Below are 17,862 nucleotides of genomic sequence, written 5' to 3'. Positions count from 1 at the left end.
GCCACTTGATGCCATTGTGATTTTTCCATCTCAATCAGTTTGACCGATTATTGGCGGGGCCGCCTTGTGCCAGTTTTGCTCTTTACACTGGCTAAAAAGCAAGTGACTCCAATCTCTTATTGGATCATCTTCAGCTTAGAATTCTAAAAATATATATTTTTGCTTTCAGCTTCCTTTAGGCGCCCCCTCACAACTATTCTCTTGCCATTAGCGAGCAGTTTATATATAAAACACCAATATAAATCGGATACTTGCATTGGGCTTTATTTTACTAATTCATACCCATGCTGGACTTATGCAAGGCACTGCAGTTGACCATCAAAAAATGGGGCTCAATTAACTTTGAAACTACGTACCATTTTTACCGATGGCCGTGACCGCCATAGACTTTTTACTATACTTTTAATACAGGCTTACTAAGATGCGTCGTCGGCACCTTCAAATTCCGTCAAAGTTCCTCCTTACAGTCGCTCTAATGGTAGCAACCATTACCGCACATGCCGACGATACGCTGCAGACATTTCTCGAGCAGACACTTAGCACAGCACGCGACAAAAACAGCCTCCCTGCTATCGCTGCGCTGATTCAAATCAACGGTAAGACCGCTGCTGTGGCAGTGGACGGTGTTCGTGCACAGGGTCGTCAGGAACTGGCCACTATCGGCGATCGTTGGCACATTGGATCCAATACAAAGGCGATAACTGCAACAATGATCGCACGCCTTGTTGAACAAGGCGTTATGCAGTTTGAGGATACACTTGCGGATTCGTTTCCCGCTTTCGCGAAAAAGATGGATCCCGCTTACCGCGACATAACTATCACGCAATTGCTCAGCCACACTGCGGGCTTAGCGCCCCTGACCGACGATAAGGAGCTTCCTCAATTTGAAGCAGTAATCGAACCAGTAAACGGAATACAAGCACAACGCATGGCGGTAGCACGCAATTATCTCACGATGCCGCCCGCCTCCGTAGCCGGCTCATTTGCATATTCCAATCTCGGTTATATTATCGCGGGCGCCATCGCCGAGGCTCGAACAGGCAAAACCTGGGAGGATCTCATCAATGAACAGATCTTTGCTCCGCTTGGGATCAAGGATGGGGGTTTTGCAGCACCCGGATTCTCAGACAAGTGGGACCAACCACGTGGTCATAAAAAGACCTTCTGGGGCAAGCTCACACCACTTGATCCCGCTGACAAACATAGTGATAACCCCCAAGCTCTCGGCCCCGCCGGCACGATCAATATTTCTCTCAAGGATTGGATTCTCTTCGTAGAAGACCAACTCAATGGCGTACATGGTCACGGCAAACTGCTGAAGACCGAAACCTATCGCAAGTTGCACTCACCGGTGACTGGTAATTATGCACTCGGTTGGGGCGCAGTGTACGACCCTGAATTATTGCTTCTTACACACACCGGCAGTAATGGTTATTGGCTCGCTGACATGCGCATTATGCCCAAGCACGACATAATTTTTCTAATTGCGATGAACTCCGGTGATGATGCTGCGGAAAAGTCGATGAAAGAAATCCGCAAGCGCCTTATGGAACGTTTGAAACCATTCGAGTGAATCAACCAGGCGGACTTGGTTATCCAGGTCCGCGATCCAGCAACTCTTAGCCTGCTAGATCAATGGCTAGCTAGCTTGTCGGCGATACTATTGCGGGAGTCGGAGCTAACTAACTTCCAGGTCATAGACCCATAATTATTAGCGTTTATACTGGTCAAGCATGGAGTATACAATTATTTCAAATAGTATCATTGCCGGCTTCAAATCTCTCAGGGATGCCAAGTATAAAAATCCAAGTTTCTAACTTATTTTTAGTCTCATCGAATGTTTTTGTAATTTCAAATAAAGCTTATAGTCATTTAACCAAGGCTGCAGTGAGTATTAGAAGTCAGGAGGGAATTCCGGTCATGTCCGCTGCCATAGTTAGTTCTGGAGAGTTCATACGCACCTATGACCCCTCATTCAAGCCAAGTGAGAGGCTAATTGCAGGCACAGATAAGCTAGAGGTTAAAATTGACTTTAGCCATAGATGCGCCACTCCTCAAACAGTAATTCTTTCAAGCCATGCTAAAAAAATTCAGAATTACTCGAAGTAAAATATATATGGCGCTCGGCTGACAACTCTATGAAAAAGAAGGGAAATCTACCAGCCCCACCAGTAAGGTTCGAGGGTGCAACTCCCTATTAATCAGTTACCCCAAGAAAGAAGTACCTTAATAGTACTGAGCAACTCAAAAAACCTATAAACTTAAAACCGTTTAATTGATAGAAAAATCATGGGAGATGGCTCCGCACGGGAATAAACCAAAAAAACTGAAAATGAACACGTAAAATTTTTATTTCAGTCACTCCTTATTGTTGGAATCCAGCTACCCACTGCAACATTAAATTTCAGCAGGAATCATAATGGAACTTGAAATTAGAGCTGCAAAGAAAAGTGATTTTGGAGCGATCTCTGAAATATTTGACCATCCAACCGTGGTAGCACAGAGCTCTCAACACCCTTATCTTGGCATTGAAAGAATTTCCAACTTACTTGATGATAAGGACGATAGTTTAATTCTTCTTGTAGCTGAGCTAGAAGAAAGGATCCAGGGATATATCTGTATAAACTTGAATACGAAACCCAGAGCTAAGCATGTGGCAAGCTTTGGAATGGCTATACATCCAAATAGTCATGGAAAAGGTATTGGGAGTATTTTACTGGAAGAAACTATCAATATGGCAGACAACTGGTTAAACATTATTCGCCTTGAGTTGGAAGTTTATACTGATAATGAACATGGTATTTACTTATATAAAAAATTTGGCTTTAAAGTTGAAGGGGAGTCAAAGTTTGCTTCGTTTAAAGATGGTGCATACGCTGGCCTATATCGTATGGCTAGAATCCACCCAAAATTTCATCAAGCATTGCGGATTGAAGATTAAAATCGAGGACTACTTTTTAGCAGCCGGAACAGCCGCCAATCCTAAAATTTCCGCTATTTAGTTTTCGGTTAGTCTTCTTTACCAAGCACAGCAAGGGACACAAAAACGTAGTACGGTCAAAACAATAAGGAGAGAATGGGGGATAAAAAGTAAGGAGGATAGGACCGTAAACTAAAGAATGCCTTGCCCACCTCCAATACATCGCTAGAGGTGGACTTTGAGCTTTATTGGCGGGCTCTTGAGCGCAGTAATATTCAGCGACGGGCAGCGAAAATACCTCCAGCCATCACCACCAGAGAGGAGAGCATCCCCACGCCCACCAGACTATAAAGACTGATGGACTGGTGCGCAGCTTCGCTCAGCACTTCACCAAACGGAAATTGCCAGGCAACAATGCCCGAGGCCGCCAGCACGGCAATATACTGGAATCGACTGGCGCGACGCTCACTCTGCTGCGAGGGCGCAGGCAGTTTTGCCATCACGCTTTCGCAGAAGCCATCATCATCCAGGTAAGGCTCATCAAACTGCAGCTGCTCGCTTAGCCAGGCATCGAACTGTGGATCTTTGCCCTCTATAGCAACATTACTCAAGGTGCCACCCTTTATGTTCCGCTGTTCAAAATTAACCATTTACCACCTCCTCGCGCCATGGCTGGAGCAAGCTACGCAGCTTGGCCCTCGCGCGATTTACATGGGATTTTACCGTACCTAGCGGCAACTTCATAATGCTTGCCGCCTCCTCATGGGAAAAGCCCCTCTGCATACACAAGTGTATCGCCTCGCGCTGGGCGTCGCTCAGGCTCCCCATTGCAGAGTTCAGGTCCCTTGCCATGCCCAGCTGCTGGGACTCTTCCACCGTCTCTTCCGCTTGTGCTCTGTCGACCGCGTCCTGATCCACTTCCGGGGCGTTCTTGCGCTTATGGCTCATGACGAGATTGTAGGCGATACGGTACAACCAGGTGCTGAACCGGGCATCCCCCCGAAATGCCGGCAACGCCTTATAGGCCTTAATAAAGGCCTCCTGCGCCATATCGTCCGCCAGGCCCTGGTCACCATCGCACAGCTGGCGGAGCGAGAATCGCAGCTGTGACTGATAGCGACGAACCAGCTGGGCATACGCCCGCTGGTCCCCGTCTTTGACGGTACGCCTGATCAATTCCTCATCATTGAGGTCCATAATCCGGTCCTACACCTGCTTGTTATCGAGCTTCCAGTTGATAAAGCGGGCCAGGCCGATGAACAGAGGGATCAGGCCCAGGCTACCCACACCAATTCCTGCCAGGGCGGTAAGCCAGATAAACACTGCGGCACCCACCGCAATCAGAGTAATACCTCGATCATTGGGATTCCTGGGACTATCGCCCTCAAGCATATCCAGCATCTCAGGTGGTACATCCCGGCCTTCAGCCACCATACGATTGATATTTTCCATCACCAGCTGCTTCTTGCGATAACTATTGCGAGTTACCAGCCAGACAATCAGCACCGGCATACCAAAGACGCAGATCAAAGCCAGCATTGGCAGCGTCACTACCTGGTGGAAAGCCTCGCCAGAATGAGATTCCTTCGAGTCATTGAATCGAGAATCATATTTTTTGGACAGGCCGATCTCAACATTCTCTGGAACACTGTCTAGGGCCTCCTCGACCACCTGTCCACGCTCATCGAGAATGCCCTTGCTCTCCAGCTTCTCGATAATTCGTTGACTCAGGGGGCCGCCAAAATCTGAGCCAAGATCTACCCTGACCTCACTGCGCTCTCCGTCCTCTCCCTCGGTTTTGATGGTGAGTACGCCATTGTCATCGCGCATAATGCGGACCCGTGACTCGGGAGCCTCCGGGGCCTCGGCATTTAGCTCAGGTGGAGCCGGGGGCTCGGGCAGTGCTATGTCCTCATCCTGTGCCCAGCTACCCAGGGCAGCGAATGCAGCTACCAGGGTTACCAGCCAGCGGGCACTCGCTCGCATGGATTGTGAATTTCTCGCTCTCATTGTTTGCTCTCTGATCTTTCTCTTTATTTGTGCTATTGCACCGTCGGGGGTATTCAAAACTGCTTTCGGTCTTACATGACTGTCAGGCGGCCTTTTGAATAGGGGCTCGGCGTAGCGCCTTGCTGGGGCTTATCCTCGGCAATATATATCGGATGGGGCAATCCGATGCCCTTAGAATCGCCCTTTGCTTGGCACTCGTTTAGCTTCAACATAAAGTGCTGGTCGGTCTTCTCGGTGAGTTGCCGGTGGATGTCTTCCACAGAAAAACCCAGCTCTGCCGCCTTGGCCTGTACGGCTTGCATGCCGCTAAGCGCCAATACCAGTACGGCGCAAAATTGTACCTTCTTAAATGATCCCGTAGTAAACATTGTGACCTCCAGACCGTTTTTCCTTGTACACCCTTATGACGGGCTCAGGCTGGAGTTTGGATGCAGGCGCGTAAAATTTTTCTCGCGCCACTTGCCGGGTAGCACGATACCCTTGCCTCCCTGGACCAGCGGGTGCAAAAGTCGCAATAATTCGGGATTCATTGCAGCGAGTTCAAATTGATGTCTTCAATAGCGGAAGTGCTGACATTCTGGTTCGGAGGCCCGGCACTGGATCACCCCCCATCCAATACACAACAGCAACGCTGGTTTGCAGCGACACCAGAGCTGGACCACGAGATACAGCACGATTTCAGAGAGGTTACCGACAGAGCCCTTGGAAATGCTCTAAGCCACTGGCGCCAGACCCTGCAAGGCGAGCTAGCTCTGATGCTGCTTTGCGACCAGTTCGCTCGTAACATCTATCGCGGCAGCAGCCTGGCCTTTGCAGGGGATCCACTTGCCCTCGATATCGCCGAGGGCATTCTACAACGCGGTGATACGGGGAATCTGGGCCTGTTCCAGCAGATTTTTGTCGGTATGCCACTGGAACACAGTGAAAAGCTCCCGATTCAACGCCGCTCCGTGGCATACTTCGGCCAGTTGCAGCAACAATACCAGGGTGACCAGAGTACTGCCCCATACCTTGCAACCCACTATCGATATGCCCTGGCCCACCAGGCAGTGATCGAGCAGTTCGGCCGCTATCCGCACCGCAATGCGGCACTTGGCCGCGAATCCACAGAAGAAGAGAAACATTGGCTGGCACAAGGGGGCGGCTTTAAATAATGGAATTACTTGGTTGGTTATCACTCGCAGGCATCTGCGCTCTCGGAGCCATGTCCCCTGGCCCCAGTCTCCTGATTGTTATGCGTTCTTCTGCCTCAGGACTCCAGCAGGGCCTGGCCAGTGCGATAGCTCATGGGGCCGGTGTCGCCATTTACGCAGCGCTCACCGCTTTTGGCCTCGCAGTTCTTATTACCAGTTCGCCACTGCTATTTAATATTCTGCAATGGGCTGGTGCCGCCATGCTGGTTTACTTGGGCTGGAAGGCCCTGCGTGCTCCCGCTCCGGGTTCCTCTACCACCCAACTGGAAGCACCCCGGCAGAGTGTCCGCCGCTCCATAGCCCAGGGGTTCGGTGTGGCTTTCTTTAATCCCAAAATTGCCGTTTTCTTCACTGCTTTATTCAGCCAATTTGTGTCTGAACAGCAGACTCTCACCACCAAACTGGGAATGGCTGCAATCGCTTCCGGGATAGATACTCTCTGGTATTGCATCATCGCTCTGGTTGTACACGCCAGTCGCAAGCGCCAGTTGGTGAATAAGCACCTTGGCCACCGCATCCAGCAGCTGTTTGGCCTTTTACTGATTGGCTTGGCCGCAAAGCTTGTCCTCACCATTTGATCTCCGCGGTGCTCGCCGCACCCATCCCCCTCCCATGCTAGATTCAGGGGACCAGTTGAGATACACGGGAGTAAAACCATAGCCCGGTTAATTGATTTTTTACTTTATCTTTTTTCAAAAAAACAGGCCCTGTTTAAGGGCCTGTAATAGCGGAGATTGCAGCCCGGCGCCTGGGGGGAGTACGCCGAACTGCGAAGCCAGATTATGACAGCCTGAAAAATTACTTGTGATCAGACTACCGCAACCCTCACTCCCCTGAGCGCAATCAATTCCCCGCCTATTTCTCAGCGGCTTCCGTTGACACTGAATATTTATACAGTTACTGTATTGCCATACAAACAAGTTGGAATGTCTGAAAGGCAATTGGGAGGCATAACATGGCCGTAGTAGCTGTTTGGAAATGCGATCGAGACGGAGCAATGTTCGACAACAAAAAAGATGCTGAAGAACACGATAAGATGCTGGAACTGGCTGCCAACATCACTTCACTCATTGAGCGCCACATCGAGGGCATTGATGAGCAGGTTGGCGAAGAGATCGGCCTGCTTCTGGCCAAACGTCGCGATGCACTGGCCAAAGCCTGTAAAGGCAAACCTGAAGCCTTACTAGAAGAGGAAAGCACAGAGGAAACCTCTGCAGAAACTGTTACACCTTTTGCTGCCAATCAGTAAGCGCTTGAAGTTTCATCCCTGTACTCTGCCCGGTTCAGCCGGGCTTTTTTATTAGGGCATCTTCGGCGGTCAAGCGGTTCCCTGGTGTCGCTGGCCATTCTTACCTCTCTCTAACCAACGGCACCTCTCTTAAATATTGTTTATAGCGCCTTAACAACCATAACAATATTAACTACCGCCAGCGCCAATATCACAACCCAGCTAATCAAGGTGCCCCAAAAACGCCCCATATGCGTCCCACCTTTACCTGCCGTCAAACCATAAGCATGAAAAACACGGGATAGGAAAAAAGAAATCCCAAAAATGTGTAGCCATAAATGTGACAGACCACCCAGCTCAGCAACCAACAGCAGCAACAAGGCTATAGGTGTATATTCAATCGCATTCGCATGCACCCTCACACGAATCTCATTGGAGCGGTCATCCCCTGTACCAATTCCTACACGTTTAGTGCGACGAAAATGCACTACTCTCAATGCCAGGTAGATAATCAGGATTGCACAGAGACTGGTATAAAGTGCCGTAACATAGGCCATTGGGTCGATCCTTTTTCTTATTTCTCAAGCCAATCGAATATAGCGCTAAAGATTGTGTCAGCGCCACACCGATCCTATACAACGGGCAAGGCTTATATGCTCATATTTTTAGCTGGTAACAAAAAAGAGCGGGCAATGCCCGCTCTTTTTTGTCACAAAGCTGACTAATCAAACTCAGTACTGATAGCCAAACCCATGGCCTTTGGCGGGCTTCAAATGGCGATCGCGCAGGCGGGTGGAGCGGGTTACCAGAGATTGAGGTTCACCCCCAATCAAAACCTGCTCTGGATAGCTGGTAACTTCCAGCGGATCACCGCTCCAGACTACGATATCGGCCACTGCGCCCTGCTCCAGGGTGCCACCTTCCAAACTGAAGATATCGGCTACGTTACTACTGATAGATTTCAGTGCTTCCTCATAGGGCAAGCCATGGGCAACAGCGTTACCCGCAGACTGACGAGAAAGGTACACATTGTGGGTTGAGGCGTAATTCGGCCCACTAATAGCCACTTTGACACCAGCCTTGGTGAGCAGAGCCGCGTTGTCCAGGCGTGCTCCCAGGCTTGAGAAGGAAATTGGCAGGTTATTAATAGCATCAATAACCACTGGCACCCGGGCCTCGGCCAGTTGATCCGCCACCATCCAGCCCTCGGCTGCACCCAGTACAACCAGCTTCACATTGAAGGCTTTGGCCAACTCAATAGCCACCAGAATATCGCTGGCGCGATTGGCAGTAATCACCAGCGGCTCTTTGCCACTGATTACTGGTTGTAGCGCTTCGAGGTCGGCCAGGCTGTAATCCAGCTCGCGCCACTCACCACGGCGAATAGCTGCACGGTTTTCCCGGTACTCACGGGCTTCCTTCAGAGCATTCTCAACCTTGGCGTAGGCATTGGCGCGACTGCCACCAGCTAACTGCGCACCCGCCTCCCCTAGGTAGGCCTTCTGGGCAACGTCCTTGGCTTCAACACTATCGAATTCACCGTTTAACTTTATAGCGAAGCTACGCCCGGCAAAAACCCGCTGCGCTTCAACAGCGCCAGCATCCCAGGTGCTGATTCCAGGGAAGACTACAGCACTGGTCACACCACCTGCGCGGTTAAAAGGAATCAGGGTGGACCTGGGGTTGTAAGCGGGCAGTGGATTAAACGCACTACCGATGCTCTCACCGGTTACCGCCTGATCATTTGTCGAGCTGGCAGCACTGATTTCCACCAGACCAAGCTCAGAAATCGGCGCTATCACCCCCGGGGTGACCACCTTGCCACTGGCATCGATAACCCGATCTGCAGAAACACTCAGTGAAGGAGCTACCTGCTCAACTTTACCATCCACAACCAGTACATCAGCAGATTCCAAGCTGCCTTTACCTGCCAGGGTATGTACCTTACCACCCTTGATCAGGATACTCTCCGCGTGGGTACCAGCCGCCAGCGCTCCGAGAGCCAGCGCACAAAATACAGCTACTCTTTTCATTGCCGCTCTCCCTCTGCATTGATAATGCCCAGCTCAAAATCGCTGCGCGGTTGGCGCTTTTTATCCGCGCGGTCATACATCAATTCACCGTCAATAAATACCTGGTCGACATGTGTGTATACACTGAACGGATTACCGGACCAGACTACAACATCAGCCATCTTGCCCTTCTCCAGACTGCCAGTTTGCTCTTCAATACCCAGCGCCTTAGCGGGGTTCGAGGTCATCCAGGCAACGGCGTCTTTAGGCTGGATATCAAAACCCGCGCGCTGACCTGCAGTCATCGCCTTGGCCACCTCTTCATTCAGGTGTTGCACACCTACTCCGGAATCGGAGTGGATCATGGCACAGGCCTTTGCCTGATCGACAATCGCAATATTAGCTTCAGTCATATCAAAGGCTTCATGCTTAAAACCCCACCAATCAGCCCACATTGCCGCACAGACATTATTCTCTGCCAGCAGGTCTGCCACTTTGTAGGCCTCAACCGCATGATGGAAGGTGGAAACCTGAAAATCGAACTCTCTGGCAACATCCATCATCACGGCCATTTCCTCACCGCGATAGCAGTGGTTATGCACCAGGATATCGCCATTCAGCACCCCCGCCAGGGTTTCCAGGCCCAGATCGCGCTCGGGCTCATCGCCACCATTCTCGACGTAATCTTCCCACTTTTTCTTGTAATTGCTGGCTTCAATCCAAGCTTTGCGATAACCGGCCACATTCCCCATACGCGTTGAAGGGGAAGTGCCTTTGCCGCCGTAAACGCGCTTGGGATTTTCACCACAGGCCATTTTCAAACCATAGGGCGCACCGGGGAATTTCATATCCTGAACACTGCGGCCAGGTACGTTCTTCAGGGTCACACTGCGGCCGCCGAACAGATTGGCAGAGCCCGGCAGAATTTGCAGGGTGGTGACACCGCCGGCCAGAGCCAACGGGAACTGAGGGTCTTGGGTCCAGACAGAATGCTCAGCCCACACTTGCGCAGTATTGGGCGAAGTCATTTCATTGCCGTCCTGGGAGGACTCAATAGAGGGTGCAGGGTAATCACCCAAGTGCGAATGCACATCAATAATACCGGGGGTAACCCACTTGCCCTTACCATCGACCACCAACGCCCCTTCTGGCGCCTTCAGGTCTTTGCCGATTTGGGCAATCTTACCCTCTTCCAACAACAGGTCAGCCTTCTCCATTTGTTCACCGGTACCAGTGAGCAATGTGGCCCCCTGAATCAGGACCGGGCCGGATTGACTAACAGAATAAGTGGAGGGGAAGGCATCCAGGCGGGCGAAATCCAAGGATCTCTGCTCGCTCTCGACTTTCTTCTCTCCGCAAGCGGACAGCAGCAACGAGGCACAAAGCAGAGCCACGATACCGCGCCCGAAAACTCGAGAATGCAGCTGCATAGTAAATCATCCAATGGTTTTGAATATAACGGCGAATGCTATCAGGTTGTTCGGCCTTAGCCACTACTTGACCTAGTAAAAGTTTTAGTTAGCCCAATTAGGGGAGGCATTTGATCAGGCTCGGCACCACCAGCAAATACTGGTGACCAGAATCACAATAGCTAAAACAGGCAATTACAAACAGGCTTAAAAATAGCGGCGTGTCAGCTAAGACTGTGCGCTAGATCAAAAAACCGAATTAGTTACCTATATACTTTTCAATTTCTTCGTGGTGCAATTTCTGGTGAAAAAACGTTCAACGGTAACTCAGGAGGAGAAAAGGTGATCAAGGAGAGCAATTTACCGTTTTTCCCATCCTCCCCTGCCCTCGCATCCACACATGATCTGGATTCTAATCAGGTTTATGAAGCTCTGCGTAAAAGTGAAGAGCGCTACCGGGAGCTGGTCGAGCACGCTAATTCCATCATTATGCGCTGCGACAGAAATGGGCGTATTACTTCTTTCAATGAGTATGCGCAGCAGCTTTTTGGCTACTCTGAGGCTGAAATTATTGGCAGGCACCTGGTCGGCACCATAGTGCCCGCCAGTGAAACCAGTGGACGTGACTTGCGAAAACTGATTGACGACATCTGTGATCACCCACAGGAACACCGCTACAACATCAATGAAAATATTACCAAATCCGGCAAACGGGTTTGGATTGCCTGGACCAATAAGATCATGTCCGACGAGAGAGGCTGCCCCAACGGCATTCTCAGTATCGGCACAGACATCACCAAGCAGCGTCTTTTAGAGGAAGAGTTACGCCAGGCACAGAAAATGCAGGCGATTGGCGAGCTGGCCGGCGGCATCGCACATGATTTCAATAATATGATTCATGGGATTAGCGGCTACGCGGAAGTTATCCAGCAGATTTCGAAAGATCCCCGTATCAGTGAGTACACTAGTCATATCCTGACCACAGCCCGTCACGCAGCGGAGCTGACCAAGCAGCTACTCACTTTTGCACGCAAGGGTAACTACCAGCTAAAAGATTGCAATACCCATGAAATCACCCGCGATGTATGTGCCATGCTGGGCCGCACTATCGACCGGCGCATACGAATTGAACAACTACTCGAAGCCAACCGCCCCCATATAATCGGCGATCCAGCCCAATTAAAGAGCGCCCTTCTGAATATTGGTATTAATGCAAAAGATGCGATGCCCAATGGCGGCACCCTGCGCTTTACCAGCAGTAATATCACTTTCAATAAAGGTATGACTATTGCTGATTTTGAAGTTCAGCCCGGCCACTACCTACTGATCACTATTAGTGACAATGGTACCGGAATGCCTCCAGAAGTGCGGCGAAGAATCTTCGAGCCCTTCTTTACCACCAAAGAGAGTGGCCGAGGTGCCGGACTGGGTCTCGCCGCTGTGCATGGCACTATTCACCTGCACAAGGGCGCGATTCGGTGCCACAGTCAAGAGGGAGAAGGCAGTACTTTCAAACTCTACCTGCCAATTTCAAAAGCCAGGGAGGAGAAACCAGGTAAGCCTACAAGTGCATCTCCAGCACAGCGCAAGCTGAATATTATGGTAGTAGACGACGAAGCCATTGTTCGCAGCTATTCAAAAACTCTTTTTGAAATGAACGGCCATAAGGTTGTCACCTTCGCTACTGCGGAACAGGCTATTACCTACTACCGCCAGCACTGCGATCGTGTGGATCTGGTTATTCTCGATATGATTATGCCCGGTATGGATGGGCAGGAATTATTCGCTTTTCTGCGCCGCATTAACCCGGAAGTAAAGGCTTTACTATCTACAGGCTACAGTGTGGACAGCAAGGTTCAGGAGGTAATTGCAGAGGGGGTACTCGATTGTATCCAGAAACCATTTACTTACGAACGGCTCAGCAAAAAGATTGAGGAATTGATTGCCAGCGGCCAACTGATCAGCACAAAATAATTGAGGGAAGGCACTCACAATATAGATGTAGCCCACACCCCCGGTTGCTGTAGTTCAGAGAATAATATGTGGCAGATAGCGGCTCATATCCTGAGTTATCATATTCCCATCTTCTCGAATCGATATACCAGCAGCCATATCGTCCACTAGCCAACTGCCTATCAGCGTATAATTTTTCCCAAACTTTGGCAGTGGATAAACAGCTTGATATACAAAACCCTCTTCGCCGTATGGACCATCGGAAAGAGATTGCACATCACTTCCACGCACAATGGAAATATTGGCCCCTTCCCGTGAAAAAATTGGTTTCTTCACCAATTCTGAAAATTCAGTGGCCTTATGGAGTTCGTCCTCAAAAAAGGAGGGCAGTAAATTTGGGTGCCCCGGGAATAGCTTCCACAACATTGGCAGTAGTGCTTTATTGGATAGAATTGCTTTCCACGGCGGCTCTAGCCAGCGAACATTATTACTACCCAGCAGTGAGCCAAATTCTTCCCGGAACATAAACTCCCAGGGGTACAATTTGAACATCCAGGTAATTACCTGGTCCTGCATATCGGTAAACAAACTATCTGCATCACAACCGATATCTTCCATAAATACAAAATGGTTAGTGATACCGGCCTCACTGGCACAGTCCTGCAGGTACTGTACAGTGCCGCGATCCTCTTCGGTGTCCTTGCAACAGGCGAAATGCAGTTCTCGGCCCGGGGTGAGAAACTGTAAATCGCGAAAACGATTTACCAGTTTTTCCTGCAGGCTATTGAACTGGTCCGACTGCAAAGGCAGGGCCCGCCGATCCACGTTGTCCTGCAACCAAAGCCATTGCCAGAATCCAGTCTCGTACAAACTGGTGGGTGTATCAGCATTGTTTTCGTAGAGTTTTGCGGGCTCCTGCCCGCTATAGGCAAAATCAAGACGGGAGTAAAGGCTGGGGTCACCGTTTTTCCAGGAGTTGCGTACAAAATCCCAGTGTTGTTCGGGAATACAGAAGCGCTGCATCAGCACTTCATCCTCCAACACCTTCGCCACAACATCCAGGCACATCTGGTGGATTTCTTCAGTGGGCTCTTCAATATGTTTTTCTATCTGCTCAAGAGAGAACTGATAGTACGCACTTTCATCCCAGTAAGGCTCACCGTACATGGTATGAAAATGAAACCCAAATTCCTGTGCCCGCTCCTGCCAACGCGGGCGCTCTCCAATCGGCAACCTCAGCACTAATTCAACCTCCCCAGCCCCGGGAGCTACCACTGCTGGAGCGGCCACCGCCCCAACTGGACTTGGCAGAAGCCACAGCGCCAAAGCCTCCACGGGATACTGTCCGGGTTACTTTGGGCTTGGGGTCCATCGCACTCTTATCTACCGTATAAGACGATTTGCCATAGCGTCCGATAACTTTTCCATCTGCAGTCATCAGGCGATCGTAATAACGAGAACCGGAAGCGGAGTAACGGTAGACAGGGTTGTAATAACCGCTTGAGTAGTGCCGCCTGTCATTATCCAGTAATGATGCGACCATAAAGCCGGTCATCAGGGGCATCCAGAATCCACCACTGGTCTCCCGGCAGCTTCCGAACTCCGTCTCACACTGGGAAAGATTCGCATACTTGGGTCCAGTGCGCTCAGCTTCCTCCAGGGCGCGCTGGTATGCCGCTTCACACTGGGCTTGATCCAGCTGGGTGTTATCCATGCAGTCCTCAACAGAGGAAACTACTTTGATCTCTTCATCGGAAGAACAGCCAACAAGAGCAGCAGCTACACCAATTGCCAAAGGGCGCAGAACAAAACTTGCTCTCCGGCCCTTGCGCATCCGCGCAAGATTGATATTTTTTGTACGTTTCATCCTCACCCCCGCTCAGTAGCTCATACAGGCGGCATTGAGGACACCGACGGAAATAGTGGTGGCAGCCAACATAATTCCCGCACTCAGCTCCCCATCTTCAATACGCTCAACAATACGAGGCATAAAACCGAAGCGGATAATGGCAAATGCAATCAGCTGTGCAATCAACGCGACCCCGGCCCAGGTGGCAAAGTCAATAATAGAGACTGAATTGCTGGCAGCGCCACCGACAGCAATAGCAAAACCCAACACTGCGCCACCAAAACCGATAGCAGCAGCCGCGTTTTTGTCCTCGCGAATTAACTTCCACTCATCGTGGGGTGTCACCAGCGCGTAAAGAAATTTAAACGCAATTAAAAATACCAGTGACAGGCCAAAATAGGCCGCAAAATGCACGATACCAGTCAGTAAATCATAAGGCTGGTCCATTGATACTTCTCCTTATTATCCGTGAATAGTCAGCTGTGAAGGGGTCAGGGTAATGCCGGTACTGATTACCAAACTGCGGCTTAAATAGCCGGCATCCTCTTCTTTCTCTTCAGCAGAGAGAAAGAGAGATTCTGTTCGCTGATCGGACAGTTCACGCTCGAACAGCATTGTGAATTGATCTGTTAGCGAATATTCACCATCTTCATCATAAGTTTTTTCGGCCATATGCACCGGGTTGTGATAATCACCGGTGGAAGTCCATACCCTGCTGTAGGAGCGATCACTCAGCTGGTAATTTGCTGTGCCAATCTCCTTCTTCAGGAGGTTATCCCAAACCTGCTGGTTGGAGACATCCTGAGTATCGTAAAAGTGGAACAGCTTTACATCCACCACATGCTCATCACTCTGGCCACCTTCGGCTACAACCTGTAACCAGGCATCGTCATCGGTATAGAAGCGATACACCCAGGTACCGTCCAGCTCGACAACCCCAGCCGCCTTGATGATCTGTGTGGGGGAGCAGGACTCAATGGTGAGTTGATCCAGAATCAGGCGTATGGCCAGTGGATCCAGCTCAAAGCTGGCTCCCAGGCGTAAACCCATTATCTCCGGCGTTTTGATTGCCGGAGCTTCCTTTCCCTTCAATTTGTCGATCAGCTTGGTAAACATGTACCAGCACCTTCCCCTTCATCTATTTTTATATCGAAACAGCGCTTCTCATCCAATCGCTTGGCGGAGATGTAGTACAACATATCCCCATTGCCAACCCGATCTGTCAATGCGGGATTTACATCGATTTTAACGACATCTCTAGGGCGCACAGCGATCAATGTTGCCGACAGGTTCTGTTTGAAATGATCAAACAGGGCACCGAATGGAAGTGGCTCCTCTCCTCGGTACTCTACACTGTACTGCGTCATTCCATAAGTGCTATCCAGCAACTGGCGGTGCAAACGGGCGGAACCTGGATCCAGGGAAGACTTTGCTAACAGCTCCACTGCTACCGAAGGAATACATTCAATATTGGGGCAGTGTGCGCGTAGCAGCTCACCAACATTTTCATCCTGGAAATATGCAGTTTTATGACTGTTGGGACTGTGTTTGTCACAAAACAGAGCAGTAGTAAGCGTTACATCATCAAGGGGGTTATCGATAATAATTCGTGCGGCTTCCGCTAACCCGGTACGTTGCATACTTTCAATGTGAGAAAAAGATTCAACCCGTACAAAATCAATTTTACCTGGCATCGGGTTTTCAATATCAGCCTCTACACAGAGCACAACCTCTGAAGTGGTTCCATTGGTTTTGGAAAGCAAAAGCTCGATCAGGCGGAGGGTCCGTGTTCCATTCCAGCCGATAATGACCGTGTGATCCACATTGTTTGTCATACGCAAACCTCTCTTTCCTCTGTGCACAAACTCCGAAATTGCAAAACCCACCCGGGTAATCAGCATCGCAAACAGGCTTAGCCCAAAGGGGATCACCCAAGTCGCCACAACTACCTTTCCCGCAGGCGAAACCGGCGAGAAATCGCCATAGCCCACCGTCGATGCGGTTACAACCAACCAGTAGATAAAGTTTTCGGGAGCGATGATCTCGCTTTCTCCCGCAGCACTCAGCAGCAGATAGCTGCCTGCCACATAGCCAAGGATGGCAATGAGAATGGTCGTTTTGTCGGCCTTAACAAAAAGCGACGCCAGAAGGCGTCGCACTTTAAATAGCAGCACTGGATCAGGCCTTTTCGCGGCTCGCCAGCAATTGTGCCAGTTTATCACTACCGCTAACCTGGCCGCCCGGCTTGATACCTGCCGCCTTTAGTTTGGCCTCCAGGCTTGAGCCACTCTCTTCTGTGGCCAGCTCCTCTGCCGCTTCCAACTCGGCTGCGCGTTCCTGCTGCTTGCTCTTGATCCGATCAAGGCTGTCCAGGGCAGTCTTGATTTTGCTGTTAGCACCCATGTGACGGGAAGAGACAGCGACCTGTGCTTTCTGCACAGATTCAGTGGCCTTGATCTGGTCGATCTGCTGCTCCATACGACGCACGTTGGTCTTGGCCTTGGAGATATTCCCTTTTAGGGAACGCTCGGAATTGAGGAACCCCTCGAGCAGGCTCTGCTCAGTTTCCAGCTGAGATTCAAGCTCGGTAACACGCTCGGCACACTCCAGAGCAAGGCTATCATCGCCCTTCTCGCTGGCACTAATGGCGTGAGCGGTGTATGTCTCAATATCGGCCTGAAGAGACTCCACTTTGCTTTCCGCCAGCTTGCGCTTGGCCATAATTTTGGTCAAGTTTTCATCACAAGCTTTCAATTCAGTTTTTGCCTCGCGCAATTCCTGATCGAGAATGCGGATGGACTGACTGTCCGCAACCGCTTCAGTACCTTCATTTACAGCGCCTTTCAAGGCAGTCCAGATTCTTCTCAGGCTCATGCTACACCCTCCATTTCAAAATGATCCGCATACAAATCCAGGAAGTCACCAACATTGGAAAACAGGGTTTCAACTTCCTCAATTACTACTTCGTCCTTGCTGGACACCGACAACGCGCCGAAAGCAACATAGTAACTCTCACCACCGATATTTTTGATGGCTATCGCTGTCAGCGGAACCAACTGATGCGTCTGGAGAACCATCTCGTTCAGCGCAGCCACATCAGCCACTTGGCTCACTGGAAACAGGATGCTTTCAACAACAATCTGCTTTTCTCCGACGTAGACAAAGGCATCAACACCTTCATCGTTGGAAATACTGAGGCAATCACCCTCAGACTCCACTACCCACCCAGTATGGTTTTCCGCCAACTGGCGTAGGTTCTCATGATTCCAGGTCATCTCAACTCCCTCG

Annotated in this window: 20 protein-coding genes; 6 read left to right on the top strand and 14 right to left on the bottom strand. The window is 50.3% G+C overall.

The annotated features are described in order from the left end of the window. Positions 1-475 precede the first annotated feature (475 nt). On the top strand, positions 476-1,573 hold the full coding sequence (locus tag GL2_RS14860; RefSeq protein WP_172621165.1) for a serine hydrolase: 1,098 nt from the start codon (positions 476-478) through the stop codon (positions 1,571-1,573). 846 nt (positions 1,574-2,419) lie between these two features. Further along, positions 2,420-2,941: a GNAT family N-acetyltransferase gene (locus tag GL2_RS14855; protein ID WP_143731382.1), complete on the top strand. Its 522-nt coding sequence runs from the start codon at positions 2,420-2,422 to the stop codon at positions 2,939-2,941. Between the two features lie 254 nt (positions 2,942-3,195). On the opposite strand, the gene GL2_RS14850 is transcribed toward GL2_RS14855, so the two are convergent. The 4 genes from GL2_RS14850 to GL2_RS14835 form a co-directional block, all read right to left on the bottom strand. Then, positions 3,196-3,570: a hypothetical protein gene (locus GL2_RS14850; protein ID WP_143731381.1), complete on the bottom strand. Its 375-nt coding sequence runs from the start codon at positions 3,568-3,570 to the stop codon at positions 3,196-3,198. Continuing rightward, positions 3,563-4,117 (bottom strand): sigma-70 family RNA polymerase sigma factor, encoded by a 555-nt coding sequence (locus GL2_RS14845; protein WP_143731380.1) that lies wholly within the window; start codon positions 4,115-4,117, stop codon positions 3,563-3,565. The genes GL2_RS14850 and GL2_RS14845 overlap by 8 nt, the downstream gene beginning before the upstream one ends. 9 nt (positions 4,118-4,126) lie before the next feature. Beyond that, a complete protein-coding gene (locus GL2_RS14840) occupies positions 4,127-4,930 on the bottom strand; it encodes a DUF6249 domain-containing protein (RefSeq protein WP_232053632.1) in 804 nt (267 codons plus the stop codon). 71 nt (positions 4,931-5,001) lie between these two features. Then, positions 5,002-5,298 (bottom strand): hypothetical protein, encoded by a 297-nt coding sequence (locus tag GL2_RS14835; RefSeq protein ID WP_143731379.1) that lies wholly within the window; start codon positions 5,296-5,298, stop codon positions 5,002-5,004. Positions 5,299-5,478: 180 nt separating this feature from the next. Between GL2_RS14835 and GL2_RS14830 the strand changes: the two genes are divergently transcribed. The 3 genes from GL2_RS14830 to GL2_RS14820 all read left to right on the top strand — a co-directional run bounded on the left by GL2_RS14830 (position 5,479) and on the right by GL2_RS14820 (position 7,372). Further along, positions 5,479-6,084 (top strand): DUF924 family protein, encoded by a 606-nt coding sequence (locus GL2_RS14830; RefSeq protein ID WP_143731378.1) that lies wholly within the window; start codon positions 5,479-5,481, stop codon positions 6,082-6,084. Next, positions 6,084-6,701 (top strand): LysE family translocator, encoded by a 618-nt coding sequence (locus tag GL2_RS14825; protein WP_143731377.1) that lies wholly within the window; start codon positions 6,084-6,086, stop codon positions 6,699-6,701. Before GL2_RS14830 ends, GL2_RS14825 begins: the two co-directional genes overlap by 1 nt. 377 nt (positions 6,702-7,078) lie before the next feature. Next, the gene (locus GL2_RS14820) at positions 7,079-7,372 is read left to right on the top strand and encodes a YebG family protein (RefSeq protein WP_143731376.1); all 294 of its coding nucleotides are present in this window, start codon (positions 7,079-7,081) and stop codon (positions 7,370-7,372) included. Positions 7,373-7,512: 140 nt separating this feature from the next. Here GL2_RS14820 and GL2_RS14815 read toward each other — a convergent pair whose 3' ends face one another. The 3 genes from GL2_RS14815 to GL2_RS14805 all read right to left on the bottom strand — a co-directional run bounded on the left by GL2_RS14815 (position 7,513) and on the right by GL2_RS14805 (position 10,793). Next, positions 7,513-7,908, bottom strand: coding sequence for an MAPEG family protein (locus GL2_RS14815; protein WP_143731375.1), 396 nt, complete (start codon positions 7,906-7,908; stop codon positions 7,513-7,515). A 174-nt stretch (positions 7,909-8,082) separates the two neighbouring features. Next, on the bottom strand, positions 8,083-9,384 hold the full coding sequence (locus tag GL2_RS14810) for an amidohydrolase family protein (RefSeq protein ID WP_143731374.1): 1,302 nt from the start codon (positions 9,382-9,384) through the stop codon (positions 8,083-8,085). Continuing rightward, a complete protein-coding gene (locus tag GL2_RS14805; protein ID WP_143731373.1) occupies positions 9,381-10,793 on the bottom strand; it encodes an amidohydrolase in 1,413 nt (470 codons plus the stop codon). Before GL2_RS14805 ends, GL2_RS14810 begins: the two co-directional genes overlap by 4 nt. Positions 10,794-11,114: 321 nt before the next feature. Here GL2_RS14805 and GL2_RS14800 point away from each other — a divergent pair, with 321 nt between their 5' ends. After that, positions 11,115-12,746, top strand: a complete 1,632-nt coding sequence (locus GL2_RS14800; protein WP_143731372.1) for a PAS domain-containing sensor histidine kinase — start codon at positions 11,115-11,117, stop codon at positions 12,744-12,746. Between the two features lie 54 nt (positions 12,747-12,800). Here the strand turns inward: GL2_RS14800 and GL2_RS14795 are convergent, their stop codons facing one another. From GL2_RS14795 to GL2_RS14765, 7 genes are read right to left on the bottom strand one after another with little or no spacing between them, the layout of a single operon-like run. Next, positions 12,801-13,967, bottom strand: coding sequence for a glutathionylspermidine synthase family protein (locus GL2_RS14795; protein ID WP_143731371.1), 1,167 nt, complete (start codon positions 13,965-13,967; stop codon positions 12,801-12,803). A 4-nt stretch (positions 13,968-13,971) separates the two neighbouring features. Beyond that, positions 13,972-14,592: a DUF1190 domain-containing protein gene (locus tag GL2_RS14790; RefSeq protein WP_143731370.1), complete on the bottom strand. Its 621-nt coding sequence runs from the start codon at positions 14,590-14,592 to the stop codon at positions 13,972-13,974. Between the two features lie 12 nt (positions 14,593-14,604). Next, positions 14,605-15,021, bottom strand: coding sequence for a DUF350 domain-containing protein (locus GL2_RS14785; RefSeq protein ID WP_143731369.1), 417 nt, complete (start codon positions 15,019-15,021; stop codon positions 14,605-14,607). Positions 15,022-15,036: 15 nt separating this feature from the next. After that, positions 15,037-15,690, bottom strand: a complete 654-nt coding sequence (locus GL2_RS14780) for a YjfK family protein (RefSeq protein WP_143731368.1) — start codon at positions 15,688-15,690, stop codon at positions 15,037-15,039. Next, the gene (locus tag GL2_RS14775) at positions 15,675-16,748 is read right to left on the bottom strand and encodes a potassium channel family protein (RefSeq protein ID WP_143731367.1); all 1,074 of its coding nucleotides are present in this window, start codon (positions 16,746-16,748) and stop codon (positions 15,675-15,677) included. The genes GL2_RS14780 and GL2_RS14775 overlap by 16 nt, the downstream gene beginning before the upstream one ends. Positions 16,749-16,752: 4 nt before the next feature. Then, positions 16,753-17,448, bottom strand: a complete 696-nt coding sequence (locus GL2_RS14770; RefSeq protein ID WP_143731366.1) for a PspA/IM30 family protein — start codon at positions 17,446-17,448, stop codon at positions 16,753-16,755. After that, complete coding sequence (locus GL2_RS14765) at positions 17,445-17,849, bottom strand: DUF2170 family protein (protein ID WP_143731365.1); 405 nt, start codon at positions 17,847-17,849, stop codon at positions 17,445-17,447. Before GL2_RS14765 ends, GL2_RS14770 begins: the two co-directional genes overlap by 4 nt. Between the last annotated feature and the right edge of the window lie 13 nt (positions 17,850-17,862).

The organism is Microbulbifer sp. GL-2, from assembly GCF_007183175.1.
Lineage (GTDB): Bacteria > Pseudomonadota > Gammaproteobacteria > Pseudomonadales > Cellvibrionaceae > Microbulbifer.
This window is presented reverse-complemented; position numbering and strand designations above follow the sequence as displayed.

What these genes read in the sequence shown, in the direction of transcription:
- GL2_RS14860 (WP_172621165.1), top strand. Translation starts at nt 476, where the DNA reads ATGGTAGCAACCATTACCGCACATGCCGACGATACGCTGCAGACATTT.
- GL2_RS14855 (WP_143731382.1), top strand. Translation starts at nt 2,420, where the DNA reads ATGGAACTTGAAATTAGAGCTGCAAAGAAAAGTGATTTTGGAGCGATC.
- GL2_RS14850 (WP_143731381.1), bottom strand. Translation starts at nt 3,570, where the DNA reads ATGGTTAATTTTGAACAGCGGAACATAAAGGGTGGCACCTTGAGTAAT.
- GL2_RS14845 (WP_143731380.1), bottom strand. Translation starts at nt 4,117, where the DNA reads ATGGACCTCAATGATGAGGAATTGATCAGGCGTACCGTCAAAGACGGG.
- GL2_RS14840 (WP_232053632.1), bottom strand. Translation starts at nt 4,930, where the DNA reads ATGAGAGCGAGAAATTCACAATCCATGCGAGCGAGTGCCCGCTGGCTG.
- GL2_RS14835 (WP_143731379.1), bottom strand. Translation starts at nt 5,298, where the DNA reads ATGTTTACTACGGGATCATTTAAGAAGGTACAATTTTGCGCCGTACTG.
- GL2_RS14830 (WP_143731378.1), top strand. Translation starts at nt 5,479, where the DNA reads ATGTCTTCAATAGCGGAAGTGCTGACATTCTGGTTCGGAGGCCCGGCA.
- GL2_RS14825 (WP_143731377.1), top strand. Translation starts at nt 6,084, where the DNA reads ATGGAATTACTTGGTTGGTTATCACTCGCAGGCATCTGCGCTCTCGGA.
- GL2_RS14820 (WP_143731376.1), top strand. Translation starts at nt 7,079, where the DNA reads ATGGCCGTAGTAGCTGTTTGGAAATGCGATCGAGACGGAGCAATGTTC.
- GL2_RS14815 (WP_143731375.1), bottom strand. Translation starts at nt 7,908, where the DNA reads ATGGCCTATGTTACGGCACTTTATACCAGTCTCTGTGCAATCCTGATT.
- GL2_RS14810 (WP_143731374.1), bottom strand. Translation starts at nt 9,384, where the DNA reads ATGAAAAGAGTAGCTGTATTTTGTGCGCTGGCTCTCGGAGCGCTGGCG.
- GL2_RS14805 (WP_143731373.1), bottom strand. Translation starts at nt 10,793, where the DNA reads ATGCAGCTGCATTCTCGAGTTTTCGGGCGCGGTATCGTGGCTCTGCTT.
- GL2_RS14790 (WP_143731370.1), bottom strand. Translation starts at nt 14,592, where the DNA reads ATGAAACGTACAAAAAATATCAATCTTGCGCGGATGCGCAAGGGCCGG.
- GL2_RS14785 (WP_143731369.1), bottom strand. Translation starts at nt 15,021, where the DNA reads ATGGACCAGCCTTATGATTTACTGACTGGTATCGTGCATTTTGCGGCC.
- GL2_RS14780 (WP_143731368.1), bottom strand. Translation starts at nt 15,690, where the DNA reads ATGTTTACCAAGCTGATCGACAAATTGAAGGGAAAGGAAGCTCCGGCA.
- GL2_RS14770 (WP_143731366.1), bottom strand. Translation starts at nt 17,448, where the DNA reads ATGAGCCTGAGAAGAATCTGGACTGCCTTGAAAGGCGCTGTAAATGAA.
- GL2_RS14765 (WP_143731365.1), bottom strand. Translation starts at nt 17,849, where the DNA reads ATGACCTGGAATCATGAGAACCTACGCCAGTTGGCGGAAAACCATACT.